Origin of the sequence: Paraburkholderia sp. CI3 (genome assembly GCF_050436505.1) — a bacterium.
Taxonomy (GTDB): domain Bacteria; phylum Pseudomonadota; class Gammaproteobacteria; order Burkholderiales; family Burkholderiaceae; genus Paraburkholderia; species Paraburkholderia tuberum.
In genome coordinates this window covers 1,988,765-2,006,902 of the sequence record NZ_JBNDMI010000004.1, presented here as the reverse complement: position 1 = coordinate 2,006,902, position 18,138 = coordinate 1,988,765, and the positions used below count along the sequence as shown (strand labels likewise).

At 64.4% G+C, this 18,138-nt stretch carries 16 protein-coding genes and 1 pseudogene; 16 read left to right on the top strand and 1 reads right to left on the bottom strand.

Features of this window, described 5'->3' with window-relative positions; translation table 11 throughout:
* Positions 1–62 precede the first annotated feature (62 nt).
* From pheA to cysM, 14 genes and pseudogenes are all read left to right on the top strand, one after another.
* A complete protein-coding gene (gene pheA, locus OKW29_RS30605) occupies positions 63–1,142 on the top strand; it encodes a prephenate dehydratase (protein WP_018421374.1) in 1,080 nt (359 codons plus the stop codon).
* Positions 1,143–1,223: 81 nt separating this feature from the next.
* Positions 1,224–2,345, top strand: a complete 1,122-nt coding sequence (gene hisC, locus OKW29_RS30600; protein WP_429293681.1) for a histidinol-phosphate transaminase — start codon at positions 1,224–1,226, stop codon at positions 2,343–2,345.
* A 61-nt stretch (positions 2,346–2,406) separates the two neighbouring features.
* Positions 2,407–3,348, top strand: a complete 942-nt coding sequence (locus tag OKW29_RS30595; RefSeq protein ID WP_184028740.1) for a prephenate dehydrogenase — start codon at positions 2,407–2,409, stop codon at positions 3,346–3,348.
* 18 nt (positions 3,349–3,366) lie between these two features.
* A complete protein-coding gene (gene aroA, locus OKW29_RS30590; RefSeq protein WP_429293680.1) occupies positions 3,367–4,671 on the top strand; it encodes a 3-phosphoshikimate 1-carboxyvinyltransferase in 1,305 nt (434 codons plus the stop codon).
* Between the two features lie 47 nt (positions 4,672–4,718).
* Positions 4,719–5,405: a (d)CMP kinase gene (gene cmk / locus OKW29_RS30585; RefSeq protein ID WP_184070721.1), complete on the top strand. Its 687-nt coding sequence runs from the start codon at positions 4,719–4,721 to the stop codon at positions 5,403–5,405.
* Between the two features lie 164 nt (positions 5,406–5,569).
* Entirely contained in the window at positions 5,570–7,303 is a 1,734-nt protein-coding gene (rpsA, locus tag OKW29_RS30580) for a 30S ribosomal protein S1 (protein WP_008921410.1), read from the top strand.
* 21 nt (positions 7,304–7,324) lie between these two features.
* Positions 7,325–7,648 (top strand): integration host factor subunit beta, encoded by a 324-nt coding sequence (locus tag OKW29_RS30575; RefSeq protein ID WP_006050255.1) that lies wholly within the window; start codon positions 7,325–7,327, stop codon positions 7,646–7,648.
* A 299-nt stretch (positions 7,649–7,947) separates the two neighbouring features.
* Positions 7,948–8,241 carry a LapA family protein gene (locus OKW29_RS30570; RefSeq protein ID WP_013090140.1) on the top strand — a complete coding sequence of 98 codons (294 nt, stop codon included), beginning with the start codon at positions 7,948–7,950 and terminating at the stop codon, positions 8,239–8,241.
* A gap of 69 nt (positions 8,242–8,310) precedes the next feature.
* Positions 8,311–9,486 carry a lipopolysaccharide assembly protein LapB gene (gene lapB / locus OKW29_RS30565; protein WP_187628967.1) on the top strand — a complete coding sequence of 392 codons (1,176 nt, stop codon included), beginning with the start codon at positions 8,311–8,313 and terminating at the stop codon, positions 9,484–9,486.
* A 126-nt stretch (positions 9,487–9,612) separates the two neighbouring features.
* Entirely contained in the window at positions 9,613–11,016 is a 1,404-nt protein-coding gene (locus OKW29_RS30560) for a UDP-glucose dehydrogenase family protein (protein WP_429293679.1), read from the top strand.
* Positions 11,017–11,020: 4 nt separating this feature from the next.
* Positions 11,021–11,997 (top strand): annotated as a pseudogene (rfaE1, locus tag OKW29_RS30555) (D-glycero-beta-D-manno-heptose-7-phosphate kinase).
* Between the two features lie 85 nt (positions 11,998–12,082).
* Positions 12,083–13,075, top strand: a complete 993-nt coding sequence (rfaD, locus tag OKW29_RS30550; protein WP_429293678.1) for an ADP-glyceromanno-heptose 6-epimerase — start codon at positions 12,083–12,085, stop codon at positions 13,073–13,075.
* A 78-nt stretch (positions 13,076–13,153) separates the two neighbouring features.
* Positions 13,154–13,528, top strand: coding sequence for a ComEA family DNA-binding protein (locus tag OKW29_RS30545; protein WP_090805416.1), 375 nt, complete (start codon positions 13,154–13,156; stop codon positions 13,526–13,528).
* 237 nt (positions 13,529–13,765) lie between these two features.
* Positions 13,766–14,668, top strand: coding sequence for a cysteine synthase CysM (cysM, locus tag OKW29_RS30540; RefSeq protein ID WP_429293677.1), 903 nt, complete (start codon positions 13,766–13,768; stop codon positions 14,666–14,668).
* Positions 14,669–14,779: 111 nt separating this feature from the next.
* Here the strand turns inward: cysM and mltB are convergent, their stop codons facing one another.
* Positions 14,780–15,982, bottom strand: a complete 1,203-nt coding sequence (gene mltB, locus OKW29_RS30535) for a lytic murein transglycosylase B (RefSeq protein WP_429293676.1) — start codon at positions 15,980–15,982, stop codon at positions 14,780–14,782.
* Positions 15,983–16,316: 334 nt separating this feature from the next.
* On the opposite strand from mltB, the gene OKW29_RS30530 reads away from it, so the two are divergent.
* A complete protein-coding gene (locus tag OKW29_RS30530) occupies positions 16,317–17,240 on the top strand; it encodes a histone deacetylase family protein (RefSeq protein ID WP_429293675.1) in 924 nt (307 codons plus the stop codon).
* A 79-nt stretch (positions 17,241–17,319) separates the two neighbouring features.
* Complete coding sequence (locus tag OKW29_RS30525; protein ID WP_184027710.1) at positions 17,320–18,129, top strand: enoyl-CoA hydratase; 810 nt, start codon at positions 17,320–17,322, stop codon at positions 18,127–18,129.
* The last annotated feature ends 9 nt before the right edge of the window (positions 18,130–18,138 follow it).

The following is an 18,138-nucleotide window of genomic DNA, read 5'->3' as shown; positions in this document are numbered from 1 at the left end:
CCACACTGACCGGCAGGCGTGCGCATCTTTTCCATCATTTACCCGGCAAAGCCGTTTTACGCATGGACGACGAACTCAATACACGACTCAAACCTCTGCGCGATCGCATCGACGCGCTCGACGCGCAGCTGATCGCGCTCCTGAACCAGCGCGCGTCGGTCGCGCTCGAAGTCGGGGAGGTCAAGAAGCATTTCAACGCACCGGTGTTCCGACCCGAGCGCGAGATGCAGGTGATCGCGCGCCTGCAGGAGATGAGCGCGGGGCCGCTTGCGGACGAACACATCAGCGCGATCTGGCGCGAGATCATGGCCGCAAGCCGCGCGCTCGAAAAGACCATCAAGGCCGCGTACCTCGGGCCCGTCGGCACCTATAGCGAACAGGCGATGCATGAGTACTTCGGTCAGTCGATCGAAGGGCTGCCGTGCCCGTCGATCGATGAAGTGTTCCGCTCCGTCGAGGCGGGTGCCGCCGACTACGGCGTCGTGCCGGTCGAGAATTCGACCGAAGGCGCGGTGTCGCGCACGCTGGATCTGCTGCTGCAAACGCAGCTGACCATCGGCGGCGAACTCGCATTGCCGATTCATCACAACCTGCTCACGCAAAACGGGCTCGCCGGCGTCACGCGCGTGTGCGCGCACGCCCAGGCGCTCGCGCAATGCCAGCGCTGGCTGTCGACCAACGCGCCGCATCTCGAGCGCCAGGCGGTGTCGAGCAACGCGGAAGCTGCACGGATGGCAGCCGAAGATCCGACCGTCGCGGCCATCGCCGGCGACCGCGCCGCGATCCACTACGGCCTGCAGGTCACCAACGCGCTGATCCAGGACGATCCGCACAACCGCACACGCTTCGTCATGATCGGCAAGCAGCCGACCGGTCCGAGCGGCTACGACCAGACCTCGCTGATTGTGTCGGTCGTGAACGAACCGGGTGCGATGGTCAAGCTGCTCGAGCCGCTGGCGCGCCACGGCGTGTCGATGACGCGTTTCGAATCGCGCCCGGCGCGCGTCGGCACGTGGGAGTACTACTTCTATATCGATGTCGAAGGCCATCGCGACGACCCGGCCGTGGCCGCCGCGCTCGCCGGGCTCGGAGAGAAGGCCGCGTTCCTGAAGATACTCGGCTCGTATCCACGCGCCCGGTAAGGGCTGGCAGCGCAGTCCGGGCGGCGCCAAGTGCGCTGCCCGAACGCATATTTCACGATCCATCGTCGTTCGGAGATTTTCATGACAGCGTCTTTCGGCCCTTCCTATGTGCGTGCGATTGCGCCGTACGTCGCCGGCAAGCCGATTTCGGAAGTGGCCCGCGAGTTTGGTCTCGACGAGGCGAGCATCGTGAAGCTGGCATCGAACGAGAATCCGCTCGGCATGCCGGAATCCGCGCAGCGCGCGATGGCGCAGGCGATCGTCGACCTCGGCCGCTATCCGGACTCGAACGGTTTCGAACTGAAGGCGGCGCTCGCCGCGCGCTACGGCGTGCCGGCCGAGTGGATCACGCTCGGCAACGGCAGCAATGACATCCTCGAACTCGCCGCGCACGCGTTCGTCGAGAAGGGCCAGGCGGTAGTGTTCTCGGAGTATTCGTTCGCGGTCTATGCGCTCGCAACGCAAGGCGTCGGCGCGCGCGCGATCGTCGTGCCGGCCGTGCACTATGGTCACGACCTCGACGCGATGCTTGCCGCGATCGACGACGACACGCGTCTCGTGTTCGTCGCCAATCCGAACAATCCGACCGGTACGTTCGTCGACGGTCCGACGCTCGAGGCGTTTCTCGGCAAAGTGCCGCGCCATGTGGTCGTCGTGCTCGACGAGGCGTACACCGAGTATCTGTCGGCGGACAAGCGCTATAACTCGATCGACTGGGTGCGCCGCTATCCGAACCTGCTGGTGTCGCGCACTTTCTCGAAGGCGTTCGGCCTGGCGGGCCTGCGTATCGGCTTCGCGATCGCGCAGCCCGGCTTGACCGATCTGCTGAATCGACTGCGTCAGCCGTTTAACGTCAATACGCTCGCGCAGGCCGCGGCGATTGCGGCACTGAACGACAGCGCATTTCTGGAAAAGAGCGCGGCGCTGAACGCGCAGGGCTATAAGCTTCTGACCGAGGCGTTCGACAAGCTCGGTCTCGAATACGTGCCATCCGAAGGTAACTTCGTGCTCGTGCGCGTCGGCGGTGACGACGAAGCCGGCGCCCGGGTGAATCTCGCGCTGCTGAAACAGGCTGTGATCGTGCGACCGGTCGGCAACTACGGTTTGCCGCAATGGCTACGCATCACGATCGGCCTGCCGGAGGAAAACGGAGCGTTCCTCGCGGCGCTCGAAAAGACGCTTGCCGAGCCTGCCGCTGCGTAAGCATTGCTCCTTGATCCCGCGCGTCGGCCGGCAGGAGCGGCGCGTTTATTGTCCGTATTGTGTGAGCGACGTGGCCGCGTTTTCTTTTAACAAGCTGGTGATTTTCGGTGTCGGCCTGATCGGCGGATCGCTCGCGCGCGCGTTGCGTGAACGCGGCGAGGCCGGCGGGGCACGCACGGTGGTTGGGGTGGGACGGACGTCCGCGTCGAGCGAGCGCGCGTTGGCGCTCGGGGTGATCGACGGCGCCGCGGCGCTCACCGACGACGCCGCGCTGCGCGACGCGCTAGCGGGCGCGGACTTCGTGCTGCTCGCGGCGCCGGTCGCGCAGACACAGCCGCTACTCGAACGCATCGCGCTGCATCTCGACGCCAACACGATCGTCACCGACGCGGGCAGCACCAAGTCCGACGTGGTCGCCGCCGCGCGCGCGGCGCTCGGTGCACGGATCGGCCAGTTCGTGCCGGGCCATCCGATCGCCGGCCGCGAGTCGAGCGGCGTCGACGCCGCGTTGCCCGATCTGTACGTGAACCGCAACGTCGTGCTGTGCCCGCTGCCGGAGAACGCGCCGGAAGCGGTCGAGCGCGTCGCGGCAATGTGGCGCGCCACCGGCGCCTTGGTGCGGGACATGACGCCGCAGCAGCACGACCGCGTGTTCGCGTCGGTCAGTCATCTACCGCACGTGCTGTCGTTCGCGCTCGTCGAACAGATCCTCAGTTCGCCCGACGCCGCTTTGAAGTTCTCGTTCGCGGCGGGCGGATTCCGCGACTTCACGCGCATCGCCGCGTCGAGTCCGGAGATGTGGCGCGACGTCTGCGTCGCCAATCGCGCGGCGCTGCTCGACGAACTCGACGCGTATACCGCGGTGCTCGCGCGCCTGCGCACGGCGATCGAGGCCGGCGACGGCGCCGCGCTCGAAGCGGTGTTCGCGCGCTCGCGCGTCGCGCGCAGTCAGTGGCAGGAGCAGCGCGCGGCTGGCGTGGCCGCCAGCGACGCGTCCAAATAACCGGAAACTGGACACATCATGGAATTCCTCGATCTCGGACCTTTTTCCCGTGCGTCCGGCACGATTCGTCTGCCCGGCTCGAAGAGCATCTCGAACCGCGTGCTGCTGCTCGCCGCGCTCGCCGAAGGCGAGACGAAGATCACGAACCTGCTCGATTCCGATGACACCCGCGTGATGCTCGCCGCGCTCGAAAAGCTTGGTGTACGTCTGAAGCGCGACGGTGACACCTGCGTCGTGACCGGCACGCGCGGCGCGTTCACCGCGCGAACGGCCGACCTGTTCCTCGGCAACGCGGGTACGGCTGTGCGTCCGCTGACCGCGGCCCTCTCCGTGAACGGCGGCGACTACCGGATCCACGGCGTGCCGCGCATGCACGAGCGGCCGATCGGCGATCTCGTCGACGGCCTGCGCCAGATCGGCGCGAAGATCGACTACGAACAGAACGAAGGCTATCCGCCGCTACGCATCCGTCCCGCCCAGATCACGGCCGAGGCGCCGATCCGCGTGCGCGGCGACGTGTCGAGCCAGTTTCTGACCTCGCTGCTGATGACGCTGCCGCTCTTGCGCACCGCGAGCGGCGTCACCACCGTGCAGGTCGACGGCGAGCTGATCTCGAAGCCGTACATCGAGATCACGATCAAGCTGATGGCGCGCTTCGGCATCGACGTCGAGCGTCACGGCTGGCACCAGTTCGTGGTGCCGGCCGGGCAGCGTTATCAGTCGCCAGGCGCGATCATGGTGGAAGGGGATGCGTCGTCGGCGTCGTATTTCCTCGCCGCGGGAGCGCTCGGCGGCGGCCCGCTGAGAGTGGAAGGGGTGGGCCGCGCGAGCATCCAGGGCGACGTCGGCTTTGCCGATGCGCTGATCAAGATGGGCGCGAACCTGCAGATGGGCGAGGACTGGATCGAAGTGCGCGGCGTCGGCAACGACCATGGCAAGCTCGATCCGATCGACATGGACTTCAACCTGATCCCCGACGCGGCGATGACGATCGCGGTCGCCGCGCTGTTCGCGGACGGCACGACCACGCTGCGCAACATCGCAAGCTGGCGCGTCAAGGAAACCGACCGCATCGCCGCGATGGCGACCGAGCTGCGCAAGGTCGGCGCGAAGGTGCAGGAGGGCGAGGATTTCCTCGTCGTCACGCCGCCCGAAAAGCTCATCCCGAATGCCGCGATCGACACCTACGACGACCACCGTATGGCGATGTGCTTCTCTCTCGTGAGCTTGGGCGGTGTGCCGATCCGCATCAATGACCCGAAGTGCGTCGGCAAGACGTTCCCCGATTATTTCGAGCGCTTCACGGCGCTCGCGCAACCCTGATGCAATCCAGATTCGTGTGCGAATCGCCCGATGTGCGACATTTTTAGATGAAACCGATCCGTCCCTTTCACCAGACGCCCGTCATTACGATCGACGGCCCCAGCGCCTCCGGCAAAGGCACTGTGGCCGCGATGGTGGCCGCCAACCTCGGCTTTCACCTGCTCGACAGCGGCGCGCTCTACCGGCTCGCGGCACTCGCGAGCCTGCGCTACGGCATCGCGGCGGACGACGTCGACGCACTTGTCAAACTGATCGACGACCTCCATATCACGTTTCGCGAGGGGCTCGCGCAGCTCGACGGCGTCGATGTATCGACCGAAATTCGTGCCGAGGAAGTGGGCAGCCGCGCCTCGGCGATCGCCGTTCACGCGCCGGTGCGAACCGCGCTGGTGGCGCGTCAGCGGGCGTTTCGCAAGGAGCCGGGGCTCGTCGCCGACGGGCGCGACATGGGCACCGTGATCTTTCAGGATGCCGTGCTGAAGGTGTTCATGACGGCGAGCGTCGAGGCCCGCGCGACGCGCCGGCATAAGCAATTGATCCAAAAAGGATTTTCTGCTAATATAGATGACTTGCTCCGGGATTTGCGTGAGCGCGACGAGCGTGACAGTCAGCGCGCGGCCGCGCCGCTCAAGCCCGCGGCGGATGCAAAACTGCTTGATACCTCCGCATTGTCGGTCGACCAGGCGGTCGAGCAGGTGGTGCAATGGTATGAAGCGCTGGTCCCGCATGCGTAACTGAAACGGTCATGCGGTAGTGGCCAGGCAGCGGCAGTCCTGTTGTTGGTAGGTGCTTCGCGATGGTCGCGAAGCGTTGTTTTTTTAACCCTTTAACCCCGCGTGGCGTTCGCGTATTTGCCGCAGTTGCTGACCAGTCCGGTGAGCCAGGCGTTGCGAAGACCATGCAAACTCTGATTTTTATGTCCGACCTGCAAACCTCTACCCCGAATACCGAATCTTTTGCGGCTCTGTTCGAAGAGTCGCTGACCAAGCAGGACATGCGCGCTGGCGAAGTGATCTCCGCGGAAGTCGTGCGTGTCGACCACAACTTCGTGGTCGTGAACGCTGGTCTGAAGTCCGAAGCCTACATCCCGCTCGAAGAGTTCCTGAACGACGCGGGCGAGGTAGAAGTGCAGGCGGGCGACTTCGTTTCCGTCGCGATCGACGCGCTGGAAAACGGCTATGGCGACACCATCCTGTCGCGTGACAAGGCGAAGCGTCTGGCTTCGTGGCTGTCGCTGGAAAAGGCGCTGGACAACAACGAACTCGTAACCGGCACGATCACGGGCAAGGTCAAGGGCGGTATGACCGTGATGGTCAACGGCATTCGCGCGTTCCTGCCGGGTTCGCTGGTTGATACGCGTCCGGTCAAGGACACCACCCCGTACGAAGGCAAGACGCTCGAATTCCGCGTCATCAAGCTCGACCGCAAGCGTAACAACGTCGTGCTGTCGCGCCGCGCTGTCATCGAGGCAACGCAAGGCGAAGAGCGCGCGAAGCTGCTCGAAACGCTGAAGGAAGGCGCGATCGTCGAAGGCGTGGTCAAGAACATCACCGACTACGGCGCGTTCGTGGACCTCGGCGGTATCGACGGCCTGCTGCACATCACGGACATCGCATGGCGTCGTGTGCGTCACCCGAGCGAAGTTCTGTCGGTTGGCCAGGAAGTCACCGCGAAGATCCTCAAGTTCGACCAGGAAAAGAACCGCGTTTCGCTCGGTATCAAGCAACTGGGCGACGATCCGTGGGAAGGCATCTCGCGCCGTTACCCGTCGGGCACGCGTCTGTTCGGTAAGGTCACCAACATCACCGACTACGGCGCATTCGTCGAAGTGGAATCGGGCATCGAAGGCCTCGTCCACGTGTCGGAAATGGACTGGACCAACAAGAACGTTGCTCCGTCGAAGGTTGTCCAATTGGGCGACGAAGTCGAAGTCATGGTTCTCGAAATCGACGAAGACCGCCGTCGCATCAGCCTCGGCATGAAGCAGTGCAAGCCGAACCCGTGGGACGACTTCAGCCGCAACTTCAAGAAGGGCGACAAGATCAGCGGCGCCATCAAGTCGATCACCGACTTCGGCGTGTTCATCGGTCTGCCGGGCGGCATCGACGGTCTGGTTCACCTGTCGGATCTGTCGTGGAGCGAAACCGGCGAGGAAGCCGTTCGCAAGTACAAGAAGGGCGACGAAGTGGAAGCGATCGTTCTCGGCATCGACGTCGAGAAGGAACGTATTTCGCTGGGTATCAAGCAGCTCGAAGGCGACCCGTTCAGCAACTACGTTGCAATGAACGACAAGGGTTCGGTCGTCGACGGTACTGTCAAGTCGGTGGACGCGAAGGGTGCTGTGGTCCAGCTGTCGGGTGAAGTCGAAGGCTACCTGCGTGCTTCGGAAATCGCCCAGGACCGCGTGGAAGACGCTCGCAACGTGCTGAAGGAAGGCGACAAGGTCAATGCGATGATCATCAACATCGATCGCAAGTCGCGTGGCATCAACCTGTCGATCAAGGCGAAGGATTCGGCTGAGCAGCAGGAAGCCATCCGCGGTCTCGCTGCTTCGGATTCGAGCGCAGCCGCTACCGGCACGACGAACCTCGGCGCGCTGCTGAAGGCCAAGCTCGACGGCCAGAACCAGTAAGCCTGAGAGGTCTGCTGCAGTATGACCAAATCGGAATTGGTCGCCCAGCTGGCTACGCGGTTTCCGCAACTTGTTCTCAAGGATGCGGATTTCGCGGTGAAGACGATGCTCGATGCGATGTCGGAGGCACTTGCCAAAGGTCATCGCATCGAAATTCGAGGCTTCGGCAGCTTCGGGCTCAACCGCCGTCCCTCCCGCGTTGGACGCAATCCGAAGTCGGGCGAAAAGGTGCTGGTACCCGAGAAGTACGTACCGCACTTCAAGCCAGGCAAGGAATTGCGCGAGCGGGTGGATCGTCGCGCGGGCGAGCCGCTGAAGGCCGAAGAGCCGGATGACGACCTTTAATGACTCCGCTGTGCGTCTTGCAGCGTGGCATAGCTAGCGTCAGCGGCCAAAGCCAGTCGGCAAAAGACCAAGAAAAGCGCCTTCGGGCGCTTTTTTTTTCGACCATCGTTTGAGAAGAGGGCGCCTTCCGGTGCGGCCTTTGCATTTCGCGAATCACCCGTCAGTGCGCCATCCCGCCACTTGCTGCCCAGCCCCGAGGTCATCCATTACAATACGGGTCACTTCGGCGCGGGCAACACCGTGGCGCGACGCGTCATCGAGCCGGCGTCACCCCGCAACTGCCGTCAAGAGATCTATTCATGAAATTTATCGTCTGGCTGATCCGTGTGCTGGTGTTCGTGCTGCTGCTGGTGCTGGCGCTCTCCAACACGCAACCCGCTACGCTGAATTTCCTCGCCGGCTACGTCTGGTCGGCGCCTCTGATTCTGATCGGTCTCGCGTTTTTCGTGATCGGCTTGCTTGCGGGGCTCGTGTCGGCGATGCCGGCCGTCGTACGTCTGCGCATGGAGAATGGCCGGCTCAGGCGCGAGTTGCGCGTGGCGCGCGAAACTCCAGCCGTCGTCGAGCAGCCGCCGATGCCGCCGCTGATCTGAACTCCGTTGCGCCGGGCGCTCTGAGCGCGGCTTTTCGTTTTCGCTTTCCCGCACATTTGCATTAATCGCATGGATCTAGACTTCTGGTGGCTGCTGGTCATACCCGTCGCATTCGCGTTCGGCTGGATGGCGGCGCGCTACGACCTCAAGACGCTGCTGTCCGAGAGCGCGAACCTGCCGCGGTCCTATTTTCGCGGCCTGAACTTCCTGCTCAACGAGCAGCCCGACCAGGCGATCGACGCATTCATCGAGGTCGTCAAGCTCGACCCTGAAACGGTCGAATTGCATTTCGCGCTCGGCAATCTGTTCCGCCGGCGCGGCGAAACGGATCGAGCGATCCGCGTGCATCAAAATCTGCTGAGCCGCGCGGACCTGCCTGTCAGTGAGCGCGATCACGCGCTGTACGAACTCGGCCAGGACTTCCTGAAAGCGGGTCTGCTCGACCGTGCCGAGGAAACCTTCCGCTCGCTGCAGGCGGGCGATTACGCACTCGGCGCTCAACGCGCGCTGTTGACGATCTACGAGATCGAGAAGGACTGGGTCAAGTCGATCGATACCGCGCGACATCTCGAAACGATGGGCGCGCCGTCGCTCGAGAAGGAAATCGCGCAGTTCCATTGCGAACTTGCTCAGGAAGCGCTGCAGCAGAAGAAACCGGACGAAGCGCGTCATCAGCTCGGTCTCGCGCTGAAGGCGAACCCGACCAACGTGCGCGCGACGATCCTGTTCGGCGACGTCGACGCGGCCGGCGGCGCGTCCGAAGCGGCGATCGGTCAATGGCGCGGCGTCGAGGAGCAGAACCCCGCGTATCTGCCGCTCGTCGCCGAGAAAATCATGAAGGCGTATGAAGCGCTCGGCCGCGCGCAGGAGGGCGCCGATCTGCTGACCACGTGGGTCGACCGTCATCCGAGCAACGATCTGCTCGACGTCGCGTATCAGCACGTCGCGTCGCTGCGCGGCGCCGATGCCGCGCATGCGCTCGCGCGCACGCAGATGCAGAAGTCGCCGAATCTGGCCGGCATGACGCGTCTGCTCGAAGCGCAGCAGGCCGTCGCGGAAGAGCCGCGGCGCAGCGAGCTCGAACTGATGCACACACTGATCCGCCAGCGCACCAAGAATCTGCCACGCTATACGTGCCAGAATTGTGGTTTCCGGGCGCGGCTTTTCTATTGGCAGTGCCCCGGATGCAGCGGTTGGGAAACCTATGCACCGCGCCGCGTCGAGCCGATTACCGCGTCGAGTTGACGCCGCACGGGCGGCTTTGGCCGCGTCGGCGTTCATTGCGACGCAACCGCTCCGCGAATTTCGCAACGAGTTTATCGCCGGCCTCATGAGCGGCATTCATTACCGGAACCTTCCACCGGAAAGCGTATGAAAATCACCATTATCGGCACCGGCTATGTGGGCCTTGTCACCGGCGCGTGTCTCGCCGAAATCGGCAATGACGTCTTCTGTCTCGACGTCGATCAGCGCAAGATCGACATCCTCAACAAAGGCGGCGTGCCGATTCACGAACCGGGCTTGCAGGAGATGATCGCCCGCACGCGCGCGGCTGGCCGCATCACGTTCTCGACCGATGTCGCCGCGAGCGTCGCGCACGGCGACGTGCAGTTCATCGCGGTCGGCACGCCGCCCGACGAAGACGGCTCCGCCGATCTGCAATATGTGCTCGAGGCCGCGCGCAACATCGGCCGCACGATGAATGGTTTCAAGGTGATCGTCGACAAATCGACGGTGCCGGTCGGCACCGCGCAGCGCGTGCGCGCGGTGATCAATGAAGAGCTCGCGAAACGCGGGCTCACCGGCAGCGCGCAGCATCGCTTCTCGGTCGTGTCGAATCCCGAGTTCCTGAAGGAAGGTGCGGCCGTCGACGACTTCATGCGCCCCGACCGTATCGTGATCGGTATCGACGAAGACGAACCGGGCGTGCGGGCGCGAGAAATGATGAAGCGTCTGTACGCGCCGTTCAACCGCAATCACGAACGCACGCTGTACATGGACGTTCGCTCGGCCGAGTTCACCAAGTACGCGGCCAACGCGATGCTCGCGACGCGCATCTCGTTCATGAACGAGATGTCGAATCTCGCGGACAAGGTCGGCGCCGACATCGAAGCGGTGCGCCGCGGCATCGGTTCCGATCCGCGCATCGGCTATCACTTCCTGTATGCGGGCTGCGGCTATGGCGGCTCGTGCTTCCCGAAGGACGTGCAGGCGTTGATTCGCACCGCGAGCGAGAGCGGCCACAACCTGCGGATTCTCGAGGCGGTCGAGGAAGTGAACTACCAGCAGAAGGACGTGCTCGTGAACAAGATCACCGCGAAGCTCGGCGAGGATTTGAGCGGCCGCGCGTTCGCGGTGTGGGGTCTCGCGTTCAAGCCGAATACGGACGACATGCGCGAGGCGCCGAGCCGTCGCGTGATCGGCGAGTTGCTTGCGCGCGGCGCGAACGTGCGTGCGTACGATCCGGTCGCCGTGACCGAGGCGCGTCGCGTATTCGCGATGGATCTGCACGCTGCGCCGGAGCAGCTGGCGCGTCTCACGTTCACGAGCACTCAGGACGAAACGCTGATCGGCGCCGACGCGCTCGTGATCGTGACCGAATGGAAGGAGTTCAAGAGTCCTGATTTCGTGCATCTGAAATCGGTGCTGAAGACACCGCTGATTTTCGACGGCCGCAACCTGTACGAACCGGACGCGATGACCGAGCTCGGTATCGACTACCACGCCATTGGACGCCCCTATGCCCAACCCTCTGAACTTCCGGTCGATGCCTGAGGCCATGCCCGCGGCGCCCGCGTCCACGACGGCGCAGAAGCTCACGGTCGTGCCGCGCGCGCAGCTCAACGCGGCGCGCGTGCTGGTGGTCGGCGACGTGATGCTCGACCGATACTGGTTCGGCGACGTCAACCGCATTTCTCCGGAGGCGCCCGTGCCGGTCGTGCACGTGCAGCGCCAGGAAGATCGGCTGGGCGGCGCGGCGAACGTCGCGCGCAACGCGGTCGCGCTCAGCGCGCAGGCGGGTCTTTTGTGCGTGGTCGGTCATGACGAGCCCGGCGAGCGCATCGTGCAGCTGCTCGGCGAAAGCGGCGTCACGCCGCATCTGGAACGCGATCCGGCCTTGCTGACGACGATCAAGCTGCGCGTGCTGTCGCGTCAGCAACAGTTGCTGCGCGTCGATTTCGAAAACTCGCCGGCACACGAGGTGCTGCTCGCGGGCCTCGCGCGTTTCGACGAGCTGCTGCCATCGTACGACGTGATCCTGATGTCCGACTACGCGAAGGGCGGCCTCACGCACGTCACGCAAATGATCGCGAAGGCACACGCGGCCGGCAAACCGGTGCTCGTCGATCCGAAGGGCGACGACTGGGAGCGCTATCGCGGCGCGACGCTGATCACGCCGAATCGCGCGGAATTGCGCGAGGTCGTCGGACAGTGGAAGTCCGAGGAAGATCTGATCGCGCGCGTCACGAAGCTGCGCGCCGAGCTCCAGTTCAAGGCGCTGCTGCTGACGCGCTCGGAGGAGGGGATGACGCTGTTCTCCGACGATGGCATCCTGCACGCGTCGGCCGTTGCGCGCGAAGTGTATGATGTGTCGGGCGCGGGCGACACCGTGATCGCGACACTCGCCGCGATGCTCGGCGCGGGTCTTTCGCTCGTTCGGGCGGGGACGCGGTCGGACTCGCGAATCGCGCGGCCGGCATCGTGGTCGGCAAACTGGGCACCGCCACCGTCGACTACGACGAACTCTTTTCCTGATGCAGCCCGCGGGGCGCCGTCGTCCGACGGACCAGCGGACCCCGCGCGGCGTTGACTGAACGAAGCTCACTACCGCAGGATCACCATGACCGTCATCGTCACCGGCGCGGCCGGTTTTATCGGCAGCAATCTCGTGAAGGCGCTCAACGAGCGCGGCGAACAGCGCATCATCGCCGTCGATAACCTCACGCGTGCGGACAAGTTCAGGAATCTGGTCGACTGCGAAATCGACGACTATCTCGACAAAACCGAATTCGTCGAGCGCTTCAGGCGCGGCGACTTCGGCAAGGTGCGCGCGATATTCCACGAAGGCGCCTGCTCGGACACGATGGAAACCGACGGCCGCTACATGATGGACAACAACTACCGCTATAGCCGCGACGTGCTGGACATCTGCCTCGCGCAGAACGTCCAGTTCCTGTACGCGTCGTCGGCGGCGACGTATGGCGGCTCGAGCCGCTTCGTCGAGGAGCGCGAGGTCGAGCAGCCGCTGAACGTGTACGGCTATTCGAAGTTTCTGTTCGATCAGGCGATTCGCCGCGTGCTGCCCACCGCGAAGAGCCAGATCGTGGGCTTCCGTTATTTCAACGTCTACGGTCCGCGCGAAACGCACAAGGCGCGCATGGCGTCGGTCGCGTTTCACAACTTCAACCAGTTCCGCGCCGAGGGCAAGGTCAAGCTGTTCGGCGAGTACAACGGCTATGCGGCCGGCGAGCAGACGCGCGATTTCATCTCGGTCGAAGACGTCGTCAAGGTCAACCTGTTCTTCTTCGATCATCCGGAGAAGTCAGGCATTTTCAATCTCGGCACCGGCCGCGCGCAGCCGTTCAACGATATCGCGAGCACCGTGGTCAACACGCTGCGCGCGCTGAACAACGAGCCGGTGCTGTCGCTCGCGGATCAGGTGCAACGCGGGCTGATCGAATACATTCCGTTCCCCGACGCGCTGCGCGGCAAGTACCAGTGCTTCACGCAGGCCGATCAGTCGAAACTGCGCACGGCCGGCTACGACGCGCCGTTTCTGAGCGTGCAGGAAGGTGTCGATCGTTACGTGCGTTGGCTGTTCGGCCAGGTGTGATTCGTACGTCATCCTCTTTAAACTGGAATCTCCTGGCCGGTGATGGTCGCCGGCCAGTGGCAACAGGGAGATTCCAATATGTTTCGAAAAGTACTGGTTACCGCGGCGATGCTCGCCGCTTTCGGCCACGCGTATGCGGCGGTCGACGTCAACACGGCTAACGAAGACGCGCTGCGCGGCATCAAGGGCATCGGTCCGGCAAAAGCCAAAGCGATTGTCGAGGAACGTAACGCGCACGGCCCGTTCAAGGACGCGGCGGATTTCGGCAAGCGCGTCAAGGGCATGGGCGGGCACACCATCGAGCGCCTGCAGGCGGAGGGTCTCGCTGTTGGACCGGCTGGCGCGGCTGCTAGCACGCAGGTTGCGGCAGCTGCGGCGGGCAAGGAGCCGGCCGCTACGGCCGCGTCCGCCGCCACGCAGAAGGGCGCCGCCGCAGTGGCGGTGAAGAAGTAAGCGGCCGCGAGCCTTGCGCGTGCCATGCTGACGAGCGGCTTGCGGCGCGCACGGTTCGCGAACGTTCCATTGCATCGATTGGTACACACGCTTTCCCGCGGCTCGCAGCCGCGGGCTTTTTGCGTAGCAACACCATGCATCCATGCGAACAGAAGGGCTGCAGGGCAGCGCCGGAGATCGTGGTTTAGAATCGATGGATTGAAGACACTCTTTCGCGCATCGATCGCTAGACCCCATATGGCATACCAAACGATTGAAGACACGGTCGGCAATACGCCGCTCGTACAACTCGTCCGGCTTCCCGACGACGAGATCCGTAGCCGCAACAATGTGATCCTCGCGAAGCTCGAGGGCAACAATCCAGCGGGGTCGGTGAAAGACCGGCCGGCGTTGTCGATGATCAAGAAGGCCGAAGCGCGCGGACGCATCAAGCCGGGCGACACGCTGATCGAATCGACGAGCGGCAACACCGGCATCGCGCTCGCGATGGGCGCCGCAGTCCGCGGCTACAAGATGGTGCTGATCATGCCGGAAGATCTGTCGGTCGAGCGCCGCCAGAGCATGGCCGCTTACGGCGCGGAAATCATCCTGACGCCTGTCAAAGGCGGCATGGAGTACGCGCGCGATCTCGCCGAGCAGATGCAGCGCGAAGGCAAGGGCATCATTCTCGATCAGTTCGCGAACCCGGACAATCCGGCCTCGCACATCGAAGGCACGGGCCCGGAAATCTGGCGCGACACGGAAGGGCGCATCACGCACTTCGTGTCGTCGATGGGCACGACCGGCACGATCATGGGCGTGTCGACGTATCTGAAAGCGCAGAACCAGCAGATCGAAATCATCGGCGCGCAGCCGGAAGAGGGCTCGCGTATTCCGGGTATTCGCAAATGGCCGGAAGCGTATCTGCCGAAAATCTTCGACCGCAGCCGCGTCGACCGCGTGGAGAACGTCAGCCAATCCGCGGCCGAGGCGATGGCGCGCCGCCTGGCGTCGGTCGAAGGCATCTTCGCGGGCATTTCGTCGGGTGGCGCGTGCGAAGTCGCGCTGCGCATCGCGCGTCAGGTCGAGAACGCGACGATCGTGTTCATCGTCTGCGATCGCGGCGACCGTTACCTGTCCACGGGGGTATTTCCCGCGTAAGCGGGTCGCCGGCGCCTTCGCGGGTGCACGAACCAATAAAAAGCGCCGGTCGAGCCGGCGCTTTTTTTACGTCCTTCAACGCGAGGCGTCCGCGACGACTCGCGCCGCGACTCACTGCGAATCTGAGTTTGACTGATCCGCCTGGCCTTGCGACGCGGCGCCGTTGTTGGCCGCTTTTGCGGCATTCGCCGCGTCGATCGCTTGCATCTGCGCCTTGACCTTCTGACCGAGCTGGTACACCGCGAGCGCATAGAAGAAGCTGCGGTTGTAGCGCGTGAGCACGTAGAAATTCTTCAGGCCGAGCACGAACTCGGTGCCGCGTCCCGGTGTCGGCAGATCGACCACCGTGACCGGGGTGCCCGCTTCAGAAGCAATATCGACGTTCGGCTCGTTCAGCACGAGGCCGGCACGCAGCAACTGGTCGAGCGGCCAGTGCGGCTCCGGCTGCCCATTGGCCGCGGCCTGCGCGACACCGAGGCTGCCCGCGTCCGAGCCGATTCGCCATACCACCGGCCGGCCGCTTTCCCAGCCGTTCTGGCGCAGATAATTCGCGACGCTGCCGATCGCATCCGCATCGCTCGTGCGCAGATCGATGCGCTTGTTGCCTTCGTAGTCGACCGCGTATTGGACGATGCTGCTCGGCAGGAACTGCGGAATGCCGATCGCGCCGGTGTACGAGCCGAGCACCGTGTTCGGGTCGATCTGCGCGTCGCGCGTCCACACCAGGTAGTCTTCGAGATTCTTGCGGAAGGTCGCCTGGCGGTCCGCGCGATTCGCGGTGTTCGGATAATCGAAGCTCAGCGTGGTCAGCGCATCGAGCACGCGGAAATTACCCATGTAGCGACCGTAGATCGTCTCGACGCCGATGATGCCGACGATCATCTCCGGCGGCACGCCGAACTCCTGATACGCGCGCTGCAGCGTGGCCCGGTTCTCGCGCCAGAACTGCACGCCGGCATTGACGCGCACCGGGTCGAGGAAGCGCGCCTGATACGAGCGCCAGTTCTTGACCGACGGCGTCGGTGACGGGGTGACCAGCTTCACCGCGGTCGCCGAGTAGCTGACGCCGGTGAACAGCGCGTGCAGCGACGCTTCGTCGAAATCGTAGCGCGCGACCATCTCGTTGATGAACGCATCGACGTTCGCGTTGTGCGCATAGCGCTGCGGAATGATCTCTTCCTCGAACGTCTGTCCTTGCGGTACCGGCTGCTGCGGCTGGCTCTGCGCGAGTTGCACCGGCTGGCTCTGCGCGAGTTGCACCGGTGCTTTCCTCGTGGCGCTTTGCGCCCACGCGGGACTTGCTGCGATGAACATGCACGATGCGACGATCAGTGAGGCGGCGTGGGTGCCGAGGCGAAGCCGGTGGCGTGGGGATCCTGCGGACAGAGCAAGCTTGACGGTCATGGTGAGCAGTGAGCGCGATGCGTGAAAGGCTGGAAGCAGTCGGAAAGCGGCAGGAACGAAACGGCGAATAACGGGTCGGGGAAGTATATCCGACGGCTCCCGCAAAACCGTGCTGAATCGGCGACAGCGGCGTCGTGTGGTAACTTGACGAATGGAGGCGCGCGGGGGCGCGCGCCGCTCGACGGAGACACGCCGCGCGCGCAGTTCATGCGTCGCGCCGTAGAAGAGACGCACAACACGAACTATGGCAACAGGCTTCTATTCCCACCCCGACTGTCTGCTGCACGACATGGGGCAGTGGCACCCCGAGTGTCCCGCGCGCCTGCAGGCGATCGAGGATCAACTGATCGCAAGCCGCATCGACGCGCTGATCGAGCGCGAATCGCCGCCGCTCGTCGACGAGGCCGCGCTGCTGCGAGTGCACACGCAGGCGCACGTCGACTACATCCGCGGTCGCTCGCCCGTCGAGGGCGTCGCCGAGATCGATCCCGACACGACGATGAATCCGCACACGTGGCAGGCCGCGCTGCGCGCGGCGGGCGCGGCGGTCGCCGCCACCGACGCGGTGATCGAAGGCCGCTACGACAACGCGTTCTGCAGCGTGCGGCCGCCGGGCCATCACGCGGAGCCGGCGCGTGCGATGGGCTTCTGCTTTTTCAACAACATCGCGATCGCCGCGCGCCACGCGCTCGACGTGCATGGTCTCGCGCGCGTCGCCATCATCGACTTCGACGTGCATCACGGCAACGGCACCGAGGCCGCGTTCTCGGGCGACCCGCGCGTGCTGATGTGCAGCATCTTCCAGCACCCGTTCTATCCGTTCACGGGCGCCGACAACCAGGCGTCCAACATGTGCAACGTGCCGATGCCGGCGCGTTCGAGCGGCATGGCCGTGCGCGAAGCGGTCGATATGCTGTGGTTGCCGCGCCTGCACGAATTCAGGCCGGAGATGCTGTTCATCTCGGCCGGCTTCGACGCGCATCGCGAGGACGACCTCGGCAACATGGGCCTCGTCGAAGACGATTACGCGTGGATCACCGACCAGATGCGCGAGATCGCGCGGCGTTATGCGCGTGGGCGCATCGTCAGTTGTCTCGAGGGCGGCTACAACCTGTCGGCGCTCGGGCGCAGCGTGGTCGCGCACGTGCGGTCGCTGGCGGAGATCTGAGGTTGCCCGACTGCACGCGGCGACAGTGGCTCGAAAGCCAGCGAGCGAAAATCGACATTCACGTACCGAGGAGCGAGCCATGAACGCCAGTCCCGCCAGCACCGGCGACGCGTCGCTGGTCACGATCGAACACGACGCGTATCGCGTAGCGGGCGTCGTGCGCGTGACGATGAACCGGCCCGATGCGTTCAACGCGCTGTCCGAAGCATTGCTCGACGGACTGCAGCAGACGCTGACCGGGATCGCGAAGACCGATGCCCGCGTGGTCGTGATCGCCGGCGCTGGCCGCGCGTTCTGCGCGGGGCACGACCTGAAGGAAATGCGCGCGGCGCCATCGCTTGCTTATTACCAGCAGCTGTTCGCGCGCTGCACGAAGCTGATGCTGACGATCCAGCGCATGCCGCAGCCGGTGATCGCGCGCGTGCATGGCATCGCGACCGCCGCCGGCTGCCAGCTGGTCGCAATGTGCGATCTCGCGGTCGCCGCCGATACCGCGCGCTTCGCCGTATCGGGCGTGAACCTCGGATTGTTCTGCGCGACACCGTCGGTGCCGCTGTCGCGCAACCTGTCGCGCAAGGCCGCGCTCGAAATGCTGCTGACCGGCGATTTCATCGACGCCGCCGAAGCGCGCAAGCAGGGGCTCGTGAACCGCGTCGCCCCAGCCGATGCGCTCGACGACGAAGTCGCGCGGCTCGCCGCGAGCATCTGCGCGAAGCCGGTCGAAGCTGTCAGCGCGGGCAAGGGCCTGTTCTACCGGCAGCTCGAAATGGGTATCGAAGCCGCGTACCAGCTCGCGGGGCAGACGATGGCCTGCAACATGATGGACGACTCGGCGCTCGAAGGCGTGCAGGCTTTCATCGACAAACGTGCGCCGGAGTGGAAGCGGTAGTCGACGGCC

Bases quoted from the DNA above. Each gene is read 5' to 3' on its own strand.
- aroA (WP_429293680.1), top strand. From the start codon at position 3,367: ATGGAATTCCTCGATCTCGGACCTTTTTCCCGTGCGTCCGGCACGATT.
- mltB (WP_429293676.1), bottom strand. From the start codon at position 15,982: ATGTTCATCGCAGCAAGTCCCGCGTGGGCGCAAAGCGCCACGAGGAAA.
- rfaD (WP_429293678.1), top strand. From the start codon at position 12,083: ATGACCGTCATCGTCACCGGCGCGGCCGGTTTTATCGGCAGCAATCTC.
- OKW29_RS30545 (WP_090805416.1), top strand. From the start codon at position 13,154: ATGTTTCGAAAAGTACTGGTTACCGCGGCGATGCTCGCCGCTTTCGGC.
- cysM (WP_429293677.1), top strand. From the start codon at position 13,766: ATGGCATACCAAACGATTGAAGACACGGTCGGCAATACGCCGCTCGTA.
- pheA (WP_018421374.1), top strand. From the start codon at position 63: ATGGACGACGAACTCAATACACGACTCAAACCTCTGCGCGATCGCATC.
- OKW29_RS30560 (WP_429293679.1), top strand. From the start codon at position 9,613: ATGAAAATCACCATTATCGGCACCGGCTATGTGGGCCTTGTCACCGGC.
- OKW29_RS30575 (WP_006050255.1), top strand. From the start codon at position 7,325: ATGACCAAATCGGAATTGGTCGCCCAGCTGGCTACGCGGTTTCCGCAA.
- lapB (WP_187628967.1), top strand. From the start codon at position 8,311: ATGGATCTAGACTTCTGGTGGCTGCTGGTCATACCCGTCGCATTCGCG.
- OKW29_RS30525 (WP_184027710.1), top strand. From the start codon at position 17,320: ATGAACGCCAGTCCCGCCAGCACCGGCGACGCGTCGCTGGTCACGATC.
- hisC (WP_429293681.1), top strand. From the start codon at position 1,224: ATGACAGCGTCTTTCGGCCCTTCCTATGTGCGTGCGATTGCGCCGTAC.
- OKW29_RS30530 (WP_429293675.1), top strand. From the start codon at position 16,317: ATGGCAACAGGCTTCTATTCCCACCCCGACTGTCTGCTGCACGACATG.
- cmk (WP_184070721.1), top strand. From the start codon at position 4,719: ATGAAACCGATCCGTCCCTTTCACCAGACGCCCGTCATTACGATCGAC.
- rpsA (WP_008921410.1), top strand. From the start codon at position 5,570: ATGCAAACTCTGATTTTTATGTCCGACCTGCAAACCTCTACCCCGAAT.
- OKW29_RS30570 (WP_013090140.1), top strand. From the start codon at position 7,948: ATGAAATTTATCGTCTGGCTGATCCGTGTGCTGGTGTTCGTGCTGCTG.